The following is a 20,111-nucleotide window of genomic DNA, read 5'->3' on the forward strand; positions in this document are numbered from 1 at the left end:
CGAACCAGGCGCAGGCGCCCAAACCGCCAGGCGGTTTGATGAAGTACCGCCACGGCGCGCGCAGCGCCGCCGGAAGTATGACGGCCTTGTCACCAGCGCGGGAGTGTGCGAGAACACCAATTCCAGATGCGCCACTACCTCCTCCAAGCCAGGGGACCCGCTTCAAAGTTAGCGGTGTGAAGCCGCTTTCTTTGCTTACTTTCTTTGCGGCGGCAAAGAAAGTAAGTGCCTGCCCCGCACAGGGGCGACGCTAATAGACCACTAAGAAAGCAAGGAAAGGCAACGCCATAGGCACACAGAAGAAAGCGCCGCGCAGGCAAACAAAGCAAGTAACACCAACGCCGTAGGCACACAACCCAACTAAGCGCCACGCAAGAAAAACAGCTTAAGCAATCGCCATTTCAACAGCCCGAACTCTCTCCTGATGCACAGCATCCTTAATCCCACCAGGCGAGTCGACGAGCCGCTCAGCCACGGCCCCAGCATCAACAGCACGCGCAGCCAAAAGAGCAATTCGCAAGCGCTCAGCCTGCGGATACTCCCGCATCTCAAATCCAAGCCTGCCACGGCCATCAGCCTCACAAGCCTGCAAGGCTTCCGCGAACCTCGCAGGTTTCCGAATAGCATCACTGCGCTCGAGCAACCTCACCAGCGCGCCAGCGCCCATCTCCATCACGCGATGGATATTCCCATGCTCCCGCGCGACCAGCAGCGCCAGATCGCGACACTCATTGGGCACCCGCAGCCGCTCGCATAAAGGCTTCAGTAAATCCACACTGCGCCCCTCATGCCCGATATGCCGCGGCAACACATCCTCCGGCGTCGTCGCCTTACCGAGATCATGCGTAAGAGCAGCAAACCGAACCGCCAATGCATACCCCTGCTGCGCAGCATGATCGACCACCATCATCACATGCACACCCGTATCAATCTCAGGGTGATAATCAGCCCGCTGCGGCACGCCGAACAACGCATCGATCTCCGGCAGAATCCGCGCCAACGCACCGCACTCGCGCAGCACTTCGAACATCCGCGAAGGCTTCTTCTCCATTAAGCCGCGCGACACTTCCTGCCACACGCGCTCGGCCACCAGCGCATCCACTTCGCCATCGGCGACCATCTTGCGCATCAGCGCCATCGTCTCGGGCGCCGCAGTGAAATCGACAAACCGCGCCGCGAACCGCGCAATCCGCAAAATCCGCACGGGATCTTCAAGAAACGCATCACTGACATGACGGAACAGCCGTGCCCGCAAATCGGCCTGGCCGTTGAACGGGTCGATCACCGGTCCGGTCAACTCGCCGTCCGGCCGCACCTCGCGCGCCATCGCGTTGATCGTCAAGTCGCGGCGTGCAAGGTCTTCTTCAAGCGTGACGTCGGGCGCGTAGAAGAACTGGAAGCCGTGATAGCCCGCCGCCGTCTTGCGCTCGGTGCGCGCGAGCGCATATTCCTCGTGCGTCTGTGGATGCAGAAACACCGGGAAGTCCTTGCCGACCGGCCGGTAGCCCTGCGCAACCATCTGCTCGGGCGTCGCACCGACTACCACGTAATCGCGGTCCTGCACCGGCACGCCCACCAACTCGTCGCGAATCGCCCCGCCTACCGCGTAGATTTTCATGGGCATACGTCTTGATAGGGAATAGCGTGCGTTTCGCGTAGCGCGTCGTCGATCCATGCCTTCACCGCCGGCAACGCCGTCATGCGACGGACATAAGCCGCGGCGGCTTCCGATAGCGCCGGTTGCCACGTGTTAAAGCGCATCACGACCGGTGCGTACATCGCGTCCGCAATGGTGAATTCGCCGAACAGGAACGGGCCGCCGTGTGCGTCGAGGCACTCGCGCCAGAGCGCGTCGACGCGGGCGATGTCGGCCAGAGCGCCCGGCGTCGCATTCTTGCCCGGAAATGACGCGCGAATGTTCATCCACATGTTCGAGCGCAATTCGCCGAAGCCCGAATGCATCTCAGCGCTGATGCTGCGTGCGCGTGCACGTGCCGTCGCATCGCGAGGCCATAGTGTGTGTTGGGGGAAGCGCTCAGCCAGCGCCTCGGCGATCGCGAGCGAGTCCCAGATGGACAGCCCGTCACCATCGACCAGACACGGCACCTTGCCCGCACCGGTCGGCGCGTGAGCCAGAATGGCGGCCTTCGTACCGGGCTCGCCCAAGTGGACCAACACTTCTTCAAAGGGAATGCCGAAATGCTTCAGCAGCAGCCACGGACGCATCGACCATGACGAATAGTTCTTGTCACCGATAATCAGTTTCATGCTTCGTATCAATGGAAAGGGAAAATGGAAAGGGAAAAAAGGTTCAGCGTCCCGCGTTCGCGCGAAACGTGTTGAAGCGCGAGCGCCTCGACGCGCCAGTCAAATACCCCGGCGCGATCGTCTCGATGCTGGCCGGCTCGATGCCCAGTTCAGGCGCAATCGGCCCACTCATCACATTGTCGACTTTCATCGAATCGAGATTGTCGCGCGAGATGACCGGTTCGCCGGGCGCCATTTCAAACGTCAGCGCCTGCAAGCGCGCGAGCGCGTCCGGCAGACGGATGATTCGCGCATGACGGCCGATCGCGTCGCCGCAATACTTGACAAGGTCTTCGAGCGCATAGACGGTGGGGCCGCCCAGTTCGTAGGTATGGCCACCGGCTGCATCGAGATCGAGCACGTTGACGATCGCTTTGGCAACGTCGCCGACGTACACCGGCTGGAACTTCGCATCGGGCATCGCAAGCGGAATGATCGGAAAGACGCGCTGCAGGAATGCGAACTTGTTGAGGAATTCGTCTTCCGGGCCGAACACCACGGATGGCCGGAAGATCGTCCACGCCACGTTGGCTGCATGCACGGCCTTTTCGCCGTCGCCCTTCGAGCGCGAGTACATGCTCGGCCCGTTCATATCGGCGCCGAGCGCGCTGAGATGAATCAGCCGATGTACGCCCTTGCCTTCACAGGCCGCGACGATTTTGGTCGGCAGTTCGACGTGCGCCCTTGCAAACTCAGGGCCGTACGGCTTGCCGCGTTTGCCATGCAACGTGCCGACCAGGTTGATCACGGCATCGGCGTTCTCGACAAAACGCGCGAGTTGCACCGGATCGAACACGTCGGCTTCGATCACATCAATGGGCAACAGTGTGAGATGGCGGGCGTTGTAGCGCCGACGGGTGGCAATGCGCACGTCTTTGCCCATTTCGACGAGGGCGTTGACGAGATGGCTGCCGATAAAACCGGAGCCGCCGATGATCGCAATGGCTTGATGTCGCATTTTCGACTCCCTGGTGGAAGCCGCGGCAACGGCTGGCGTGGCGCGCCACCGCATCGAAGGATGCGGCGGCGGCACGGCGCTTACGGTGCGATATAACCCAGACGCGCCTTCAGCGATTGCGGACGGCCTTCGAACAATGCCGCGTAGTAGACCGTGTTGGACAACACATTCTTAACGTAGTCGCGAGTTTCCTGGAACGGAATCGTCTCGGCGAAAATAGCGCCTTCCACCGGACGCTGCAACGACTCCCGCCAGTTGCGCGGACGGCCCGGCCCGGCGTTGTAACCGGCGGTTGCCAGCACGGCGGATCCGTCGAACTGATTGTAGATCATCGATAAATAGTTGGTGCCGAGCAGGATGTTGGTGTTGATATCGTTCATCTGCTCGCGCGAAATCGGACCGAGGCCGATCTTCTTCGCGACCAGTTGCGCGGTGCCCGGCATCAACTGCATCAAGCCGCTCGCGCCGACTTCCGAGCGCGCGTTCATGATGAAGCGCGATTCCTGGCGAATCAGCCCATACGCCCATTCGACATCGAGCCCATTCGACTGCGAATCGCGCTCGACGATATCGCGGAACGGCGACAGATAGCGCAGCGAGAAATCGTGTTCGCTCTTCGTGCGGTCCGCCGTGTTGACGGTGCGGTCATACAGCTGGATCCGGCGCGCGTATTCGGCGACGGCGAGCAGTTGCCGGTCGCTCATATTGCGCAGCGGCCAGTTCCATTCACGATTGCCTTCGAGCCGCAGATTCAGCCCATAGAAACGCTGCGCCAGATCGAAACCCGACGTAGTGCCCGCCTGCTGGACTTCGGCATCGGTCACGCTGGTTTTCGGCGGCACCGTGATCTTCTGGCCCAGTTCTTCCGCGGCAAGCTGGCCGTAGAAGTTGAAGCCCTGAGAAATCGATTCGAATTCCTGGTTGGCCTGCGTCGTGTCGCCGCCCTGCTTCAGCGCCCGCGCATGCCAATACACCCACGACGGCTGATTGCGCAGCGGCGCCGGCATCTGTTCCGTCGACCAGCGCACCATCGTCCAGTCGACCGCGAGCAGCGCGGTACGGGTGCGCCATTCGTACGCGGGATTCGACAGCGGCGCATTCGCCGACAGCCGATACCAGTCGACCGCGCCCGGCATCTGCCTGGCGGCGGCCTGATAGGCAATCGTGCCCCAGCCGATCGCACGCTCGGGCGAGCTCAGCGACGGCGCCACCGACGCGAACGTGGCCGCCGCCATGGCGGGGTCGTTGCGTGCCATCCGCGTAATCGCCAGCAACGCGAGTTGATGCGACTGCGAATCGGGACCGACGCCGCGCGCCAGCAGCAACGGCGGCGTGCTCGTGGCCTGACCGAACAACACCGGATCGGGCGCCTGGTTGCCGAGCGCGTCGACGAGCTTGCTGCCGGTATCCGTGTAGTTCTGCTCGTACGCGAGACGGATCTGCTGCCACACCTCGTCGGCGCTGAATTGCTGGTTGGCTGCCAGCGCCGTGATCAGATCGACGCAGCCGTCGCCATACACTTTCGGATCGACCAGCAGCGCACGCGCCGCCTCGGCGACATTCTCGCCACGCGAGGCGCGCGATTCGAGCGCGTAGCACTTCACTTGTGTATCGTCGTTCAGCACGAAGCGCGCATATTGCTGATCGAAGTTGCGCCAGTCGTGACGCGTACCGAGCACGGTGAGGTAGTCGTTGCGCAGGCGATCGGCAATGGCCTGGCCGTCGTACTTCTGCAGGAACGCCAGCACCGGCGCATCGGGCGCGTCGACTCGCGCATGGCCGGTGGAATCGAACAGCTGCGGCTTGATCTGGAAATACTCCAGATAAGACGGCGCCGGATAGCTCGGGATCATGCTCGCCAACTGCGCTGCGCGCGCCGCATCGTTATTGCGGGCGGCCTCGCGAAGCTGGACGAAGATCTGGTCGTCGTTCGTGAGTGGCGAAAGGGAAACGGGCTTGACGGCGGAAGCCGTGCTGCACGCGACGAGCGCCGCGGCGGCAAGCGCAAGACCGGCCGCGCGATATACTCGGTAAAGGCGTTTTGACATCGTTGTTTCTGGAGCGCGAATTGAACCCAAGCATAGCATGCAACCCTGTCGCGGAATCGAAAAAGGCGCTGCGTCGAATGCTATTGGAAGCAAGGCTGCAAGCGGCTTCCGAGCCCGCGCGCAATGTCGCGCTGAGCCGCCGCATACTCGATGCGCTCAAACGCTACAACGTGAACGGCGTGGGGTTTTACTGGCCGCTGGCGGGCGAATTCGACGCACGCGCCGCGATCGCGGTCTGGCTCGCGGCGGGCGCACCACGCGAAGCGAGTTTGCCGGTCGTCAAAGACCGCGGCGCGCCGCTCGAATTCCACGCATGGACGCCTGATACGCCGATGAAGATCGGCCATCACAAGATCGCTGAGCCGGCTTCGGGGCGTGTCGTGATTCCCGATCTGCTGTTCGTTCCTTGCGTCGGCTTTGACGAAGCCGGTTACCGGTTGGGTTACGGCGGCGGCTATTACGACCGCACGCTGGCCGCGTGGCCGGGTCCGACGAAGCCGGTCACGGTCGGCATCGCCTATGAAGCGTGCCGCACCGAAGCGCTGCAACGCGAAGCCCATGACATCCCGCTCGATATGATCGTGACCGAAGCGGGCCTCTATCCGCGCGCGGCGAATTAAACGGTTAAGCGTTCGCCGGGCGCACCGCACCCGCGCCCGGACGCAGCAACGAAAACCCGTTATAACGACGCCGCCGCCCGCGCGGCCGTGTCGTACAGTCCGGAGGCGTTGCGCATCAACTGCGCAGCCTCGCCGATCTGCTCATTGGTCAAGCCGCTTTCCTTCAGCGTCGAGATCAGGCAGCTTTCGCGCACTTCACGATACTTCAGACAGAGCTCACGGCCCGCCTCGGTCGCTGAGAAGAACACTTCCTTGCCGGTCTTTTCGCTTTTTACATACCCTCTAGCTACGAGCTTCTTCAACGCGTAGGTGGCGACGTGGGTGTCCTCGATGTTCAGCACGAAGCAGATGTCCGCCAGTTTCTTGCGGCGCTCGCGATGACTGACGTGGTGCAGCAGCGAAACTTCGATGGCGGTCATGTCCTTATCACCGGCGGCCGACATGCAGCGCACCATCCAGCGGTTGAATGCATTGCCCGCCATGATGAGCGCGTACTCCAGCTCGGACAGTTCCGCGCTCGTCTCGGACACGAGATGTTCCGAGGAGACGATCTTGGTGGGGTGGCGCGACATGGTGAAGATTCTCGAAAACAGGATGGGAAGGTGTCGGGAGTGTACGACGCGCCGCCGATTCCCGGGAGCCTGGCGAAAACGCTTATTGAGAATTTGTTGATATTTTATTGATAATGTACGCTTCAAATGTCGTGCACCCGATGCCGATAACCATCCATAGGGGCGACGTGCCCGAATTCTCCGACTCGACCTGGGCCAGCAAGCGATGAGCCAACCAAGAATCTTTCTGCTCGGCGATGCCGCGCTCGTCTGCGAGGCGCCGCCGCCTGCGACGCTGGAATGCCAGCGGCGCGTGTGGGCGGCCGCCGAGGCTGCGCGCGACTGGCCGCATGTGCTGGAGGTCGTGCCGGGTATGAACAACCTGACGCTCGTCTTCGATCCGCTCGAAGCCGACCCCGAGACGCTCGCCGGCCAGTTGCGAGCCGCCTGGGAGGCAGGGGGCGACACGCCCGCACTGGGCAGCGAAGTCGAGATCCCGGTGCAGTACGGCGGTGAATTCGGCCCCGATCTGCAAGTGGTCGCCAATCACACCGGCTTGACGGTGCGGGAAGTCGTGCGGCGTCATTCGGAAGGCGAATACGTCGTGTTCTTCCTCGGCTTCCAACCGGGCTTCGCCTATATGGGCGGACTCGACGGCGCGCTGCACACGCCGCGCCGCTCGTCGCCGCGGCTCGAAGTGCCGGCGGGTTCGGTCGGCATCGGCGGCGAGCAGACCGGCATTTATCCGGCCACTTCGCCCGGCGGCTGGCAGTTGATCGGACGCACCGAATTGCCGCTGTTCGATCCGGCGCGCCGCCCGCCCACGCTGTTGCAACCGGGCGACCGGGTGCGCTTCACCATCGCGGGGATACACGCATGATCGATGTGATTCGCGCGGGCCTCCTGACCACGATTCAGGATCTCGGCCGTCACGGCCACCGGCATCTCGGCGTCGCGATGGGCGGTGCGCTCGACCGCCTGTCGCTCGAAGTCGGCAACCGGCTGGTCGGCAACCGGCCCGATGCCGCCGGTCTGGAAATCACCTTTGGTCCCACCGTGCTGCGCTTTCTGCGCGCCGCACGCGTGGCGATCACCGGCGCGGAATTCGGCGCGACGCTCGACGGCAAGCCGGTTTACTCCTGGTGGAGCCTGCCGGTGCAAGCAGGCCAGGAGCTGGTGCTGCAAGCGGCCAGGCGCGGCATGCGCGGCTACGTCTGCATTGCCGGCGGCATCGATGTATTGCCGATGCTCGGCTCGCGCAGCACCGATCTCGCCGGCCATTTCGGCGGACTCGGCGGCCGGGCGCTGCGTGACGGCGACCGTCTGCCGGTCGGCGCGCCGCCGCAGCGCGGCCATGTCGGCTTCAGCCCCGAGGCGCCGGAGTTCGGCGTGAAGGCGCCCGCCTGGTGCAAGTTCGTGCTGATCCATGAGCCGCTGCGGCGCGGGCGGCATCCGTCAGGCGTGCCGTGGGCCGTGCCGATCCGCGTGCTGCAAGGACCGGAATACGACGGCTTTACGCCCGACGCGCAGGAAAGCTTCTGGTCCGGTGAATGGCTCGTCACGCCGAACAGCAACCGCATGGGCTACCGCCTCGCGGGCACTGAACTGAAGCGCACCAGCAAAACCGATCTGCTGTCGCACGCGGTGTTGCCGGGCACGATCCAGGTCCCGCCCAACGGCCAGCCGATCGTGCTGATGAGCGACGCGCAAACCACTGGCGGTTATCCGAAGATCGGCGCGGTGATTCAGGCCGATCTGTGGAAGCTCGCCCAGGTTCGCCTGAACGCCGCGGTCCGCTTCATCCCGACAACGCCTTACGAGGCGCGTCAGGCCCTCTTGGAAGAACGCACGTATTTGCGGCAGATCGACGCCGCGATCGCGATGCACGAAGAACGCTGCGCGCGCCGGCCGGCGATCGCAGCGCTGTAACACGAAGTAGGGGAACACCATGGAAATCGATTTGAACGCCGACCTCGGCGAAGGCTGCGGCTCCGACGAGGCGCTGCTCGACCTCGTCAGTTCGGCAAACATCGCGTGCGGCTGGCACGCGGGCGGCGCCAACGCCATGCGCGACTGCGTGCGCTGGGCGGTGGAAAAAGGCGTGTCGATCGGCGCGCATCCAAGCTTTAACGATCCGGAAAATTTCGGCCGCAAGGAAATGGACCTGCCGGCCAACGACATTTACGCGGGCGTGCTGTATCAGCTGGGCGCGCTGTCGGCGATCGCGCAGGCCGAAGGCGGGCGCATCGCGCACGTCAAACCGCATGGCGCGCTCTACAACCAGGCCGCGCGCGACGCGAAGATCGCCGACGCGATCGTGTCCGCGGTCCACGATTTCGACCCGTCGGTGGCGGTGTTCGCGCTCGCCAACAGCGGCCTCGTGACGGCGGCACGCAACGCGGGCCTGACCGCAATCGAAGAAGTATTCGCCGACCGCGGCTATCGCGCCGACGGCTCGCTGGTGCCGCGCAAGGAGCCAGGCGCGCTGCTCGACGACGAAGAACTGGTGCTGAACCGTACGCTCGCGATGGTGCGCGAGCACCGCGTGCAGGCCGTCGACGGACACTGGGTGCCGCTCAACGCGCAAACCATCTGCCTGCACGGCGACGGTCCGCACGCGCTGGCGTTTGCGCGGCGCATCCGCCGCGCGCTGGAAGACGCCGGCATTGAAGTTCACGCGGCCGGCGCCGCCCGCGTCTGAGCGTCGGCCAAGGCGAACCAGACAGACAGCGCGAGTCGACCCTCGCGCAGCCCCGAACGCCCCGCTCCATGCGGGGCGTTCGCCAGGTGCAGGACTCACATCGCAGTACCCGCGGTAAAGCAGCAGGTGTAAGCGCAGATGCAGGTGCAGGTGTAGTCGAAGCAACGTGGCCATCAAGAGCCGCGGCAGCATAACGGCGCGTGGACCCCCAGGCGCCGGCCCACGTTAGCCGCCACAAGCGGCGAGGTTGAAACCCTGTTTGGAGATCCAGATGCAGACAACAGTCAGTCTATGGCCGCTTATTGGCGTGGCCGTCATCATCGTCGGCTTTTTATTACGGTTCAATCCAATGTTGATCGTGGCGGTCGCCGCGATCGTCACGGGTCTGGCCGCGCACTTTCCGCCTGAAAAGATCCTCGCTGAAATCGGCACCGGCTTCATCAAGACGCGCAATATCCCGCTGATCATCCTGCTGCCGCTCGCCGTGATCGGTCTGCTCGAACGGCATGGCCTGCGCGAGCGCGCGCAAGCGTGGATCGGCGGCATCAAGGCCGCCACCGCGGGACGTTTGCTGATCGTCTATCTGCTGGTGCGCGAACTGACCGCGGCCGTCGGCCTGACCGGTCTCGGCGGTCATCCGCAGATGGTGCGTCCGCTGATCGCGCCGATGGCCGAAGGCGCGACCGAAACCCGCTTCGGCAAAATCAGCGATGCGGTGCGTTTCAAGCTGCGCGCGTTCTCCGCGGCGACCGACAACGTCGGCCTGTTCTTCGGCGAGGACATCTTCGTCGCCTTCGGCGCGATCGTGCTGATGACGACCTTCCTGAAAGAAGCGGGCATCGTCGTCGAGCCGATTCACGTGGCTGTCTGGGGCATTCCGACCGCGATCTGCGCGTTCATCATTCACGGCTTCCGCCTGTATCTGCTCGACCGCAAGCTCGAACGTGAGTTACGCGGCAATGCGCCCGCCAGCGCCGCTGCTGTTACGCCGACGCAACCCGCCGCAGGAGACCAGGCATGACGCTCACGATTACCTATCTCTTCTGGCTGCTGGGCGTGGTGCTGCTCGTTATCGGCGGCATGATCGTCACGGACAAGGCGCACCCGCGCCGCTTCACCGCCGGCGGCTTCTGGATTCTCTACGCGCTGATCTTCCTGATCGGCGACAAGCTGCCGCCCGCCGTGGTCGGTGTACTGGTGATCGCGATGGCGCTGATCGCCGGCTTCGGCGGCGTGAGCGCGGCCAAGCCGATACTGCTGTCGCTCGAAGCGCGCAAGGCCAGCGCCGCGCGCCTGCGCAACAAGCTGTTCGTGCCCGCGCTGACGATTCCGGTCATCACCGTGATCATCACGCTGTCGGCCAGCCACCTGATCTTCGGGGGCATGCCGCTGATCGAAAAGGCCAACGTCACGCTGATCGGCTTCGGGATCGGCTGCGTGATCGCGCTCGCGATTGCCTGTGTGCTGACGCGCGACACCGTCGGCCAATCGATGAAGGAAGCGCGCCGGCTGGTCGATGCGTTGTCGTGGGCCGCGGTGCTGCCGCAGATGCTCGGCATGCTCGGCCTCGTGTTCTCGGACGCCGGCGTCGGCAAAGCCGTCGCTCACGTGACCACGGCCTACATCAGCCTCGACTACCGGTTTGTCGCGGTGGCCGTGTACTGCATCGGCATGGCGCTTTTCACGATGGTGATGGGCAACGGCTTCGCCGCGTTCCCGGTGATGACCGGCGGCGTCGGCGTGCCGATTCTGGTCGGCGTGTTTCACGGCAATCCGGCGGTGATGGTCGCGATCGGCATGTTCTCGGGCTACTGCGGCACGCTGATGACGCCGATGGCCGCGAACTTCAACATGGTGCCGGCTGCGCTGCTGGAGTTGCCGGATAAGAATGCGGTGATCAAGGTGCAGGTGCCGACCGCGCTGACCTTGCTGATCGTGAACATCTTCCTGTTGAATTTCCTGATGTTCATGTAGGACTGTTGCTCTCCAGCGGGTTCTCATGGAACAGCCATTGCACGTGCGACGTTCGACGTGCAGCGCGCCGCCGAACCTCACCCCGCCTCGACCACAAACCCGTGCTGCCGCATAAGCTGCAGCACGCCTTTTCGCCCACCCAGATGCAACGCGCCGATCGCCACGAACACCGGTTTGTTCGGCGCGGCAATCAGCAGCATCCGCGACACGAAGCGCCGGTTCCGCTCGTACACGATCTTGTTGTCGATCGAATCGGAGATCCGCTTGTCGCGCGCCAGCTTTTCCGACTTCGCCGCCTGCCACGCCGCGATCGCGTCGGCATCGCCCACTCTCCACAGCCGATGCAAACTCCGCACGTCGTCGACGTTTTCCGCGGGCGTCTGCACCAGGTCCTGCGCGAGCATTTCGCGCTGCTGCGCAAGCGTCAGCCCCGTGAACGCGCGCATCTGCTGTGACAAGGTCTCCAGTCCTACGATCTTGCCGCGCGTCCTGATATAGACGTTCTGCAATTGCGCTTCCGTGCCGTACTCGGTCTGCAAGCCGGCACTCAACGAATCGTAGGTTTCGACCAGCAAGGACGCGAGCCACGGCCGCATCTTCTTGATTTCATTCAGCGCGGCAGGATTGCCGCGCAAGCGAAAAGCAAGCTTGCGCCACAGCGGATCGGGCAACAGACCGGGCAGGCAGTCGCGCCGGCATACGCCGTATTTCGACACGTCGTCTTGCGAGACCAGCAGTTCGTCGGGTGATAGTTCGAGCGCGAGCGTCCCTGAGGCGGCGAGTGCGCCGAGGATCGGCGGGCGGAAGGGTTGCTCGGGAGGATAGTCGGCGGGGTCGCCTACGTGCAACGTGCCGAGCACGTAGATCGTGGTGGTGCCGCGCGTTGCGACATAGAACGGCATGCGTGCCGGTTGCATGCGTACCGGGCCGCTGGCCGTGGTGCCCGGCGCGGCGGGCGGCGGATTGAAGCCGGGCAAGGTAGCACGCGGCGGTGCCGGCAGATTGGGCACCGGCAATGCCGGCCGCCCCGCCTGAGCAGGCGAGTTGGCGGCTGCCCCCGCGGCGTACGCCGCGACGATCGGCCCACCGGCCAGATGAAAAGCAGAACAAACGCCGAAGAGCGCGGCACTCGTCAGTACACGCGCCCACCAGCGCCCCGCGAAAGCGGCGTAGCCGCCGTCACGCGAGCGGCGCGTAATACGACGCGCCGCCGCCACATCAGGCATCCACGTCCCCCACCTCCTCGGCGCGGTGACACGACACCTGACGGCCATCTACTTCGCGCAGCTTCGGTTCTTCGCTGCGGCACCGGTCGATCGCATACGGGCAGCGCTGATGGAACGTGCAACCCGACGGCGGATTCAGCGGCGACGGCATCTCGCCTTGCAGCTTGATCTTGATGCTGCGATCCGCTTCGAAGATCGACGGCGTTGCCGACATCAGCGCACGCGTGTACGGATGCCGCGGCTTCGAGAAAATCCGCTTCTTGTCGCCGAGCTCCGCCACGCCGCCGAAGTACATCACCATCACATCGTCGGCGATATGCTCGACCACCGACAGGTTGTGCGAGATGAACACGTAGCTGGTCTTGAACTGCTCTTGCAGATCCATGAACAGATTCAGAATCTGCGCCTGGATCGACACGTCGAGCGCCGACACCGGCTCATCGGCGACGACAATCTGCGGATCGAGAATCATCGCGCGCGCAATCGCCACCCGCTGCCGCTGGCCGCCGGAGAACATATGCGGATAGCGCTTCGCATGTTCCGGACGCAGGCCGACGGTACGCATCATCTGCGCGATCCGTTCGGCGCGTTCAATCGGGCTCAACCGCGTGTTGATCGCAAGCGGTTCGCCGAGCGTCTGCTCGACGGTCTTGCGCGGATTGAGCGACGCGAACGGGTTCTGGAACACCATCTGAACGCGCCGGCGCAGCGCCGCGATCTTCGCGTGATCGGCGCCGGCCACATCTTCGCCGTCGATCAGCAAGCGGCCCGCAGTGGGCGCTTCGATCATCGTCAGCTGACGTGCGAGCGTCGATTTGCCGCAGCCGGATTCGCCGACCACCGCCAGCGTCTTGCCGCGTTCGAGCGCGAACGACACGCCGTTGAGCGCCTTCACCGTTCCCTGAGCGAACATGCCGCGCTTCACCGTGTAGTAACGCGCCAGCTTGTCGGCGACCAGCACGTGATCGCCCGCATGGTCCGACTGGCGCCGCGTTTCGAGTACTGCGTTCATCGTGCGCCTCCATGTGTGTGAACGTTGGCGTCGCCGCTCAGGTTCAGGGGTTTGATGCAGCGCACGCGCGCGACTTCAGCGTGACCTTGCATCGGCGCCAGTGCCGGCCGCGCCTTCATGCAGTCGTCGACCACATACTTGCAGCGCGGTGCGAACAGGCAGCCTTTCGGCCGGTCGTCACGCCCAGGCACCATGCCCGGCAACGCAGCGAGCCGCACTGCGCCCACATTGTGCTCGGGAATCGCCGCCAGCAACGCTTCCGTGTACGGATGGTGCGGTGCGGCGAAGATATCGGGCACGCGGTTGGTTTCGATCACTTCGCCAGCGTACATGACCGCGACGCGCTGCGCGACTTCCGACACCACGGCAAGATCGTGCGAGATCAGCACGAGCGCCATGCCGCGCTCTTTCTGCAGCTTGATCAGCAGCTCCATGATCTGCGCCTGGATCGTCACGTCGAGCGCGGTGGTCGGCTCGTCGGCGATCAGCAGCTTCGGATTGCAGGCAATCGCCATGGCGATCATCACGCGCTGGTTCATCCCGCCCGACATCTGATGCGGAAACGAGCCGATGCGATTCTTCGCATCCGGAATGCCGACCTGGTCGAGCAATTCGATCGCGCGCCTGTCCAGCTCGCTGCCGCGCAGCCCTTCGTGCAGCTTCAGCACTTCCTTGATCTGATAGCCGACCGTGTAGCTCGGATTCAGACTGGTGAGCGCGTCCTGGAACACCATCGCGATGTCTTTGCCGATGATCTTGCGGCGTTCCTTCGCCGATGCTTTCAGCAGGTTCTTGCCGTTGAAGGTGACTTCGTCGGCAGTGACCTTGCCCGGCGCATCGATCAGGCCCATCAGCGCCATCATCGTCACGCTCTTGCCCGAGCCCGATTCGCCGACCACACCGACTACTTCGCCCGGCGCGACATCGAGGTTGATCCGGTCGACCGCGGGCAGGCCGTTGAAATTCACCGCCAGATTGCGGATGGTCAATAGATTGCTGTCAGTACGCGCACGGCCGCCCGAAGCGTGCTGACCCGCCCCCTCGGGGGGCAGCGAATGAAGTGAGCGTGGGGGTTGTTCCATTTCAGGCCATCCGTTTCAGTTTGGGATCGAGTGCGTCGCGCAGCCCGTCGCCGAGCAGATTGATCGCGAGCACCGAGATCAGGATGGACAGACCCGGCATCGTGACGATCCACCAGGCGCTGTCGATGTAGTCGCGCGCCGAGGCCAGCATCGCCCCCCACTCCGCCGACGGCGGCTGCACGCCGAGCCCGAGAAAGCCGAGCGCGGCCGCATCGAGAATCGCCGACGAAAAGCCCAGCGTGGCCTGCACGATCAACGGCGCGGTGCAGTTCGGCAGCACTTGCGAGAACATCAAGCGCAGCGTGCCGGCGCCCGCGACGCGCGAAGCCGTCACGTACTCTTTCTGCAACTCGCCCTGCGCCGAAGCACGCGTGAGACGCACATAGCCCGGCAACGCGACGATCGCGATCGCCAGCATCGTATTGACGAGACCCGGACCGATGATCGCCACCACCGCGACTGCCAGCAACAGCGACGGCAACGCAAGCAGCACGTCCATGATGCGCATGATCGGCGTATCGGCCCACTTCTCGAAGAACGCCGCGATCAGACCGAGCACGATGCCCGGAATCAGCGCGAGCACCACCGAGACGAAGCCGATCCAGAATGACAGCCGCGCGCCGTACATCAGGCGCGAGAGGATGTCGCGGCCCGCTTCGTCGGTGCCGAGAATGAACTTCCAGTTGCCGCCGTCGAGCCACGCGGGCGGAATCTTCACGAAGTCGCGGTACTGTTCGATCGGGCTGTGCGGCGCGATCAGCGGCGCGAAGATCGCGACGAAGATCAGCACCAGCACGACGATGCCGGCGCTGACAGCGCCACGGTTACGCGAGAAGTTTGCCCAGAATTCGCGGGCGGCGATGGCGCGGCCGCTGGGCGGCGTCACTGCCTGGGGGACTGTATTTTGAATGTCTGCCATGTTCAGCTCACCTCGTATGGCGAATGCGCGGATTCAGCACGCCGTACAACAGATCGACGACGAGGTTCACGACGATCACCAGCGTGGCGATCATCAGGATACCGCCCTGCACGACCGGATAGTCGCGCCGGCCGATCGCATCGATCAGCCATTTGCCGATACCCGGCCACGAGAACAGCGTCTCGGTCAACACGGCACCTGCCAGCAGCGTGCCGACCTGCAAGCCGATCACGGTCACCACTGGAATCAGCGCGTTACGCAACGCATGCACGACGATCACGCGCCCGGGCGACAAGCCCTTCGCGCGCGCGGTGCGAATGTAGTCTTCGCGCAGCACTTCGAGCATCGACGAACGTGTCATCCGCGCGACGACCGCCAGCGGAATCGTGCCGAGCACGATCGCCGGCAGGATCAGATGGCTCAGCGCGGATTTGAACGCGCCTTCGTCGGTGGACATCATCGCGTCGATCAGCATGAAGCCGGTCACGTGCGGAATGTCGTATTCGACCGCGATGCGGCCCGACACCGGCGTCCAGCCGAGCTTCACCGAGAACATCATGATGAGGATCAAGCCCCACCAGAAGATCGGCATCGAATAGCCAGTCAGGGCCGTGCCCATCACACCGTGATCGACCACCGTGCCGCGCCTGAGCGCCGCGAACACGCCCGCCGGCAAGCCGACGATCAGCGCGAACAGCATCGCGCACATCGACAGTTCGACGGTGGCGGGAAAGCGTGCGAGGAATTCGCCCATCACGCTGGTGTTGGTGATGATCGAGGTGCCGAGATCGCCATGAAGGGCGCGGCCGACGTAGTGGATGTATTGCATCGGCAGCGGCTCATCGAGCCCCAGCCGGTGCATCGCGGCAGCATGCATGGCCGGATCGACACCGCGCTCGCCCATCATCACTTCGATGGGATCGCCCGGTATCAGGTGAATCAGCGCAAACGCGAGGATGGTAATGCCGATGAAAGTCGGTATCACCATGCCGACGCGGCGCAAAACGAAGCGGAACATGGTTCGTCCCTATGGTCTTTGATGAAGAAAAAACGCAACCGGCGACGAGGGCTCATGACCCCGGTCGCCGGACCATTTCGACCAGTTTTCTAACCGTGCGAAAAGCGTACTGCGTGAGCCTGACGAATTACTTGACGCTAACACCGTCGAAACGCGCGTAGCCGAGCGGCTCGATACGCATGTCGACCACCTTCTTGCTGACAGGCTGGTACACCGTCGAGTGAGCGATCGACGAGAACGGCAGCTGTTGCGCGAAGATCTGCTGAGCTTGCATATAAGCGGTCGTGCGCGCGCCCTGATCGGCCGTGACGCGACCCTTCTGGATCAGATCGTCGAACGGTTTGTAGCACCACTTCGAGAAGTTGTTGCCATTCACCGCTTCGCAGCCGAGCAGCGTGCCGAGCCAGTTGTCCGGATCGCCGTTGTCGCCGGTCCAGCCGATCAGCATCGTGTCGTCTTCGCCTGCGTGCGCGCGCTTGATGTACTCGCCCCATTCATACGTGACGATCTTCGCCTTCACACCGATCTTGGCCCAGTCGGCCTGGATCATTTCCGCCATCAGACGGGCGTTCGGGTTGTACGCGCGTTGCACCGGCATCGCCCACAGTGTGATGTCGAAGCCGTTCGGATAGCCGGCCTTCGCCAGCAGCGCCTTGGCCTTGTCCGTGTCGAAGGATGCGTTCTTCAGGTTCTTGTCGTACGACCATTGCGTCGGCGGCATCGGATTCGTCGCGGCCTGGCCCGCGCCCTGATACACCGACTCGATGATCGCCTTCTTGTTGATCGCCATATCGAGCGCCTGACGCACTTCGACCTTGTCGACCGGCTTGTGCGTCACGTTGTACGCGAGGTAGCCGAGGTTGAAGCCCGGCTGCGACGGCATCGCGATGTTCGCTTCAGCCTTCAGCGGCGCGATGTCGGCCGGACGCGGATAGCTCATCACCTGGCATTCGTCGCGCTTGATCTTCTGCACGCGCACGCCGGCGTCCGGCGTAATCGAGAAGATCAGCTTCGAGATCTTCACCGTGTTCGGCTTCCAGTAATCCGGATTGCCGTCGAAGCGGATCGTCGCGTCCTTCGTATAGCTGCGGAAAATGAACGGGCCCGTGCCGACCGGGAACTGGTTGATGTCGGCGGCCTTGCCGGCCTTCAGCAGCTGGTCCGCGTATTCACCCGACAGAATCGACGCGTATTCCATCGCCAGATTCTGGATGAACGGCGCGTTGACTTCCTTCAGCGTGAACTTGACCGTGTACGGATCGACCCTTTCGACGCTGGTAATCAGCTTGTCGAGGCCCATGTCGGTGAAGTACGGGAACTGCACCGGGTAGGCCTTACGGAACGGCTGGTTCGTATCCAGCATGCGCTGGAACGTGAACACGACGTCGTCCGCGTTGAATTCGCGGGTCGGCTTGAAGAACGAGGTGGTCTGGAACTTCACGCCGTGCCGCAAATGGAACGTGTAGGTCTTGCCGTCCGGCGAGACGTCCCATTTTTCTGCGAGGCCCGGTTCGACTTTCGTGCCGCCGCGTTCGAATTCGACGAGGCGGTTATAGACGGTGAACGTGTTAGCCGTGAAGTCGACACCAGTCGTGTATTGGGCTGGATCGAAACCCGCGGGACTGCCTTCTGAGCAGTAGACGAGTGTTTTGTTCGGAATCTCGGCATGCGCGCTCGTAGCGCCCAGCATCGATGCCGCTGCAGCTGCGACGAGCGTCGTAACACGCGCGGCGCGCAACAGGTTGTTTTGCTTCATGTTTCCTCCAGGTTCGGAGCCGGCTCCCGCCGGCGTAGCGCGATATTACTTGAGCTTGGCTAACACCAACAAGCGGAGGAAATTCCCTCTGTTGACGATCGGAAACCATTTGGGCATACAAAAAGCCGCACGCCGGCGCTGGCCGGAGCGTGCGGCTTTAGAGGGCGGGCTCGGCAAAAACGGCCAGTTTGCCGTTATTTCAGTCCGACATTCATGAATTGCGTCGGGCCGAACGGGTCGATCTTGAAGCCCGTGACGCGCTTGCTGATGGGCTGATACACCGTGGAGTGGGCGATCGGCGTGAACGGGACCTGGTCTTTGAAGATTTCCTGGGCTTCCGTATAAGCCTTGGTGCGCTCGGCAAGATCGGTCGTGCTGCGGCCTTTGCGGATCAAATCGTCGTAAGGCTTGTAGCACCATTTGGAAAAATTACTGCCGTTCACTGCATCGCAGCCAAGCAATACGCCCAACCAGTTATCCGGGTCGCCATAATCGCCGGTCCAGCCGATAAGCATTGCCTCATGCTCGCCCGAATGGCCACGGCGAATATATTCACCCCATTCATAGGTGGCGATCTTCACCTTGACGCCGATCTTCGCCCAATCGGCTTGCAGCATTTCCGCCATCAGACGCGCGTTCGGGTTATAAGGCCGTTGAACCGGCATGGCCCACAGCGTTAAATCGAAGCCGTCGGGATAGCCCGCTTGCTTGAGCAGCGCTTTCGCTTTGTCGACGTCGTACGGGGCGTCCTTCAGATTCTTGTCGTAGCCCCATTGCGTCGGCGGCATGGGATTGGTCGCCGCCTGGCCGGCGCCCTGATACACCGAGTCGATAATCGCTTTCTTATTGATCGACATATCGAGCGCGCGGCGCACCATCACATTGTCGAGTGGCTTCCTGGTGTTGTTGTAAGCGATATAGCCGAGATTGAAACCGACTTGGCTCGGCATGGCGAGCGATGCATCGGCTTTGACTGCGGGAATATCGGCGGGACGCGGATACGCCATCACCTGGCACTCGCCGCGCTTCAATTTTTGCAGCCGCACTGCAGGGTCGACGGTAATCGCGAATATCAGCTTGCTCACTTTAACGACACCCGGTTTCCAGTAATCGGGATTGCCGTCGAAACGAATCGTGTCGTCTTTCGTATAGCTGCGGAAAATAAACGGGCCGGTACCGACCGGAAATTGGTTGATATCGGACGCTTTACCCGCTTTCAGTAACTGATCGCCGTATTCGGCTGACAGAACCGACGCGAAAGGCATCGCGATCTGCTGCAAAAACGGCGCGTCGACTTCCTTCAGCGTGAAACGCACCGTGTAGGGATCGAGCTTCTCGATCTTGGTGATGTTCTTCGCGAGGCCGAGGTCGGTGAAATACGGAAACGGCACCGAGTATGCCTTGCGGAACGGCTGCTCCGGATCGAGCATCCGCTGATAGGTGAAGACGACGTCGTCCGCGTTGAATTCGCGCGTCGGCTTGAAGAACGAGGTGGTCTGAAACTTCACGCCGTGGCGCAGATAAAAGGTGTATTGCAACCCGTCCTGCGACACATCCCATTTCTCAGCGAGGCCCGGTTCGATATCGGTGCTGCCGTGCGCAAACTCCACGAGCCGGTTATAGACCGTGTACGAGCCGGCGCTGAACTCGACGCTGGTGGTGTATTGCGCGGTGTCGAAACCCGCCGGGCTGCCCTCTGAGCAGAACACGAGGGTTTTGTCGGGCAGCGTGGCCGACTGGGCCGCGGCGGGCAAAAGGCCGGCAGCCAGAACGGCACACGCGCTCAAGGCTGGAAGACAGGCATGGCGAACCGCAAACAGCAACTTGGATACTGTCATAACGTTCTCCGCACAGCAGCCACGTCAGCTGCGCTTTGATCATAGACAGCACAAAAATCGGGTTCAATGCGGGCTTACACGCCGCAAGCAAGATACTCAAG

Annotated in this window: 18 protein-coding genes; 6 read left to right on the top strand and 12 right to left on the bottom strand. The window is 63.0% G+C overall.

The annotated features are described in order from the left end of the window. Positions 1–385 precede the first annotated feature (385 nt). The 4 genes from AC3WOG_RS19695 to AC3WOG_RS19710 form a co-directional block, all read right to left on the bottom strand. Complete coding sequence (locus AC3WOG_RS19695; RefSeq protein ID WP_492579476.1) at positions 386–1,618, bottom strand: multifunctional CCA addition/repair protein; 1,233 nt, start codon at positions 1,616–1,618, stop codon at positions 386–388. Further along, a complete protein-coding gene (locus AC3WOG_RS19700) occupies positions 1,615–2,268 on the bottom strand; it encodes a glutathione S-transferase family protein (RefSeq protein ID WP_492579477.1) in 654 nt (217 codons plus the stop codon). The genes AC3WOG_RS19695 and AC3WOG_RS19700 overlap by 4 nt, the downstream gene beginning before the upstream one ends. 43 nt (positions 2,269–2,311) lie before the next feature. Next, positions 2,312–3,265 (bottom strand): complex I NDUFA9 subunit family protein, encoded by a 954-nt coding sequence (locus AC3WOG_RS19705; protein ID WP_492579478.1) that lies wholly within the window; start codon positions 3,263–3,265, stop codon positions 2,312–2,314. 80 nt (positions 3,266–3,345) lie between these two features. Beyond that, positions 3,346–5,313, bottom strand: coding sequence for a lytic transglycosylase domain-containing protein (locus tag AC3WOG_RS19710; protein WP_492579479.1), 1,968 nt, complete (start codon positions 5,311–5,313; stop codon positions 3,346–3,348). A gap of 77 nt (positions 5,314–5,390) precedes the next feature. On the opposite strand from AC3WOG_RS19710, the gene AC3WOG_RS19715 reads away from it, so the two are divergent. Further along, positions 5,391–5,933, top strand: a complete 543-nt coding sequence (locus AC3WOG_RS19715; RefSeq protein WP_492579480.1) for a 5-formyltetrahydrofolate cyclo-ligase — start codon at positions 5,391–5,393, stop codon at positions 5,931–5,933. A 59-nt stretch (positions 5,934–5,992) separates the two neighbouring features. Here AC3WOG_RS19715 and AC3WOG_RS19720 read toward each other — a convergent pair whose 3' ends face one another. Beyond that, positions 5,993–6,505 (bottom strand): winged helix DNA-binding protein, encoded by a 513-nt coding sequence (locus AC3WOG_RS19720; protein ID WP_007179899.1) that lies wholly within the window; start codon positions 6,503–6,505, stop codon positions 5,993–5,995. 205 nt (positions 6,506–6,710) lie between these two features. Between AC3WOG_RS19720 and pxpB the strand changes: the two genes are divergently transcribed. The 5 genes from pxpB (at position 6,711) to AC3WOG_RS19745 (ending at position 11,159) form a co-directional block, all read left to right on the top strand. Next, positions 6,711–7,364, top strand: a complete 654-nt coding sequence (pxpB, locus tag AC3WOG_RS19725) for a 5-oxoprolinase subunit PxpB (protein WP_492579481.1) — start codon at positions 6,711–6,713, stop codon at positions 7,362–7,364. Then, positions 7,361–8,413, top strand: a complete 1,053-nt coding sequence (locus AC3WOG_RS19730; RefSeq protein WP_492579482.1) for a 5-oxoprolinase subunit C family protein — start codon at positions 7,361–7,363, stop codon at positions 8,411–8,413. Before pxpB ends, AC3WOG_RS19730 begins: the two co-directional genes overlap by 4 nt. 19 nt (positions 8,414–8,432) lie before the next feature. Then, positions 8,433–9,185, top strand: a complete 753-nt coding sequence (gene pxpA / locus AC3WOG_RS19735; RefSeq protein WP_492579483.1) for a 5-oxoprolinase subunit PxpA — start codon at positions 8,433–8,435, stop codon at positions 9,183–9,185. A gap of 271 nt (positions 9,186–9,456) precedes the next feature. Beyond that, positions 9,457–10,206: a DUF969 domain-containing protein gene (locus AC3WOG_RS19740; RefSeq protein ID WP_492579484.1), complete on the top strand. Its 750-nt coding sequence runs from the start codon at positions 9,457–9,459 to the stop codon at positions 10,204–10,206. Beyond that, on the top strand, positions 10,203–11,159 hold the full coding sequence (locus tag AC3WOG_RS19745) for a DUF979 domain-containing protein (RefSeq protein WP_492579485.1): 957 nt from the start codon (positions 10,203–10,205) through the stop codon (positions 11,157–11,159). The genes AC3WOG_RS19740 and AC3WOG_RS19745 overlap by 4 nt, the downstream gene beginning before the upstream one ends. A 77-nt stretch (positions 11,160–11,236) precedes the next feature. Here the strand turns inward: AC3WOG_RS19745 and AC3WOG_RS19750 are convergent, their stop codons facing one another. The 7 genes from AC3WOG_RS19750 to AC3WOG_RS19780 form a co-directional block, all read right to left on the bottom strand. Continuing rightward, positions 11,237–12,385: a TraB/GumN family protein gene (locus AC3WOG_RS19750; protein ID WP_492579486.1), complete on the bottom strand. Its 1,149-nt coding sequence runs from the start codon at positions 12,383–12,385 to the stop codon at positions 11,237–11,239. After that, the gene (locus AC3WOG_RS19755) at positions 12,378–13,397 is read right to left on the bottom strand and encodes a peptide ABC transporter ATP-binding protein (RefSeq protein WP_492579487.1); all 1,020 of its coding nucleotides are present in this window, start codon (positions 13,395–13,397) and stop codon (positions 12,378–12,380) included. The genes AC3WOG_RS19750 and AC3WOG_RS19755 overlap by 8 nt, the downstream gene beginning before the upstream one ends. Next, positions 13,394–14,386, bottom strand: a complete 993-nt coding sequence (locus AC3WOG_RS19760) for an ABC transporter ATP-binding protein (protein ID WP_492579844.1) — start codon at positions 14,384–14,386, stop codon at positions 13,394–13,396. The genes AC3WOG_RS19755 and AC3WOG_RS19760 overlap by 4 nt, the downstream gene beginning before the upstream one ends. A gap of 94 nt (positions 14,387–14,480) precedes the next feature. Next, positions 14,481–15,398, bottom strand: coding sequence for an ABC transporter permease subunit (locus tag AC3WOG_RS19765; RefSeq protein WP_341313983.1), 918 nt, complete (start codon positions 15,396–15,398; stop codon positions 14,481–14,483). A 7-nt stretch (positions 15,399–15,405) separates the two neighbouring features. Next, positions 15,406–16,416, bottom strand: coding sequence for an ABC transporter permease subunit (locus tag AC3WOG_RS19770; RefSeq protein WP_492579488.1), 1,011 nt, complete (start codon positions 16,414–16,416; stop codon positions 15,406–15,408). A gap of 127 nt (positions 16,417–16,543) precedes the next feature. Continuing rightward, positions 16,544–18,172: an ABC transporter substrate-binding protein gene (locus AC3WOG_RS19775; protein WP_492579489.1), complete on the bottom strand. Its 1,629-nt coding sequence runs from the start codon at positions 18,170–18,172 to the stop codon at positions 16,544–16,546. Positions 18,173–18,366: 194 nt separating this feature from the next. Then, on the bottom strand, positions 18,367–20,010 hold the full coding sequence (locus AC3WOG_RS19780) for an ABC transporter substrate-binding protein (RefSeq protein ID WP_492579490.1): 1,644 nt from the start codon (positions 20,008–20,010) through the stop codon (positions 18,367–18,369). Positions 20,011–20,111 lie beyond the last annotated feature (101 nt).

It is taken from the genome of Paraburkholderia sp. FW306-02-B (assembly GCF_058782725.1).

Excerpts from the sequence above, each read along its gene's own strand:
- AC3WOG_RS19770 (WP_492579488.1), bottom strand. The coding sequence starts at position 16,416 with ATGTTCCGCTTCGTTTTGCGCCGCGTCGGCATGGTGATACCGACTTTC.
- AC3WOG_RS19780 (WP_492579490.1), bottom strand. The coding sequence starts at position 20,010 with ATGACAGTATCCAAGTTGCTGTTTGCGGTTCGCCATGCCTGTCTTCCA.
- AC3WOG_RS19755 (WP_492579487.1), bottom strand. The coding sequence starts at position 13,397 with ATGAACGCAGTACTCGAAACGCGGCGCCAGTCGGACCATGCGGGCGAT.
- AC3WOG_RS19765 (WP_341313983.1), bottom strand. The coding sequence starts at position 15,398 with ATGGCAGACATTCAAAATACAGTCCCCCAGGCAGTGACGCCGCCCAGC.
- pxpA (WP_492579483.1), top strand. The coding sequence starts at position 8,433 with ATGGAAATCGATTTGAACGCCGACCTCGGCGAAGGCTGCGGCTCCGAC.
- AC3WOG_RS19720 (WP_007179899.1), bottom strand. The coding sequence starts at position 6,505 with ATGTCGCGCCACCCCACCAAGATCGTCTCCTCGGAACATCTCGTGTCC.
- pxpB (WP_492579481.1), top strand. The coding sequence starts at position 6,711 with ATGAGCCAACCAAGAATCTTTCTGCTCGGCGATGCCGCGCTCGTCTGC.
- AC3WOG_RS19740 (WP_492579484.1), top strand. The coding sequence starts at position 9,457 with ATGCAGACAACAGTCAGTCTATGGCCGCTTATTGGCGTGGCCGTCATC.
- AC3WOG_RS19710 (WP_492579479.1), bottom strand. The coding sequence starts at position 5,313 with ATGTCAAAACGCCTTTACCGAGTATATCGCGCGGCCGGTCTTGCGCTT.
- AC3WOG_RS19775 (WP_492579489.1), bottom strand. The coding sequence starts at position 18,172 with ATGAAGCAAAACAACCTGTTGCGCGCCGCGCGTGTTACGACGCTCGTC.
- AC3WOG_RS19715 (WP_492579480.1), top strand. The coding sequence starts at position 5,391 with ATGCTATTGGAAGCAAGGCTGCAAGCGGCTTCCGAGCCCGCGCGCAAT.
- AC3WOG_RS19745 (WP_492579485.1), top strand. The coding sequence starts at position 10,203 with ATGACGCTCACGATTACCTATCTCTTCTGGCTGCTGGGCGTGGTGCTG.
- AC3WOG_RS19705 (WP_492579478.1), bottom strand. The coding sequence starts at position 3,265 with ATGCGACATCAAGCCATTGCGATCATCGGCGGCTCCGGTTTTATCGGC.
- AC3WOG_RS19730 (WP_492579482.1), top strand. The coding sequence starts at position 7,361 with ATGATCGATGTGATTCGCGCGGGCCTCCTGACCACGATTCAGGATCTC.
- AC3WOG_RS19695 (WP_492579476.1), bottom strand. The coding sequence starts at position 1,618 with ATGAAAATCTACGCGGTAGGCGGGGCGATTCGCGACGAGTTGGTGGGC.
- AC3WOG_RS19700 (WP_492579477.1), bottom strand. The coding sequence starts at position 2,268 with ATGAAACTGATTATCGGTGACAAGAACTATTCGTCATGGTCGATGCGT.
- AC3WOG_RS19750 (WP_492579486.1), bottom strand. The coding sequence starts at position 12,385 with ATGCCTGATGTGGCGGCGGCGCGTCGTATTACGCGCCGCTCGCGTGAC.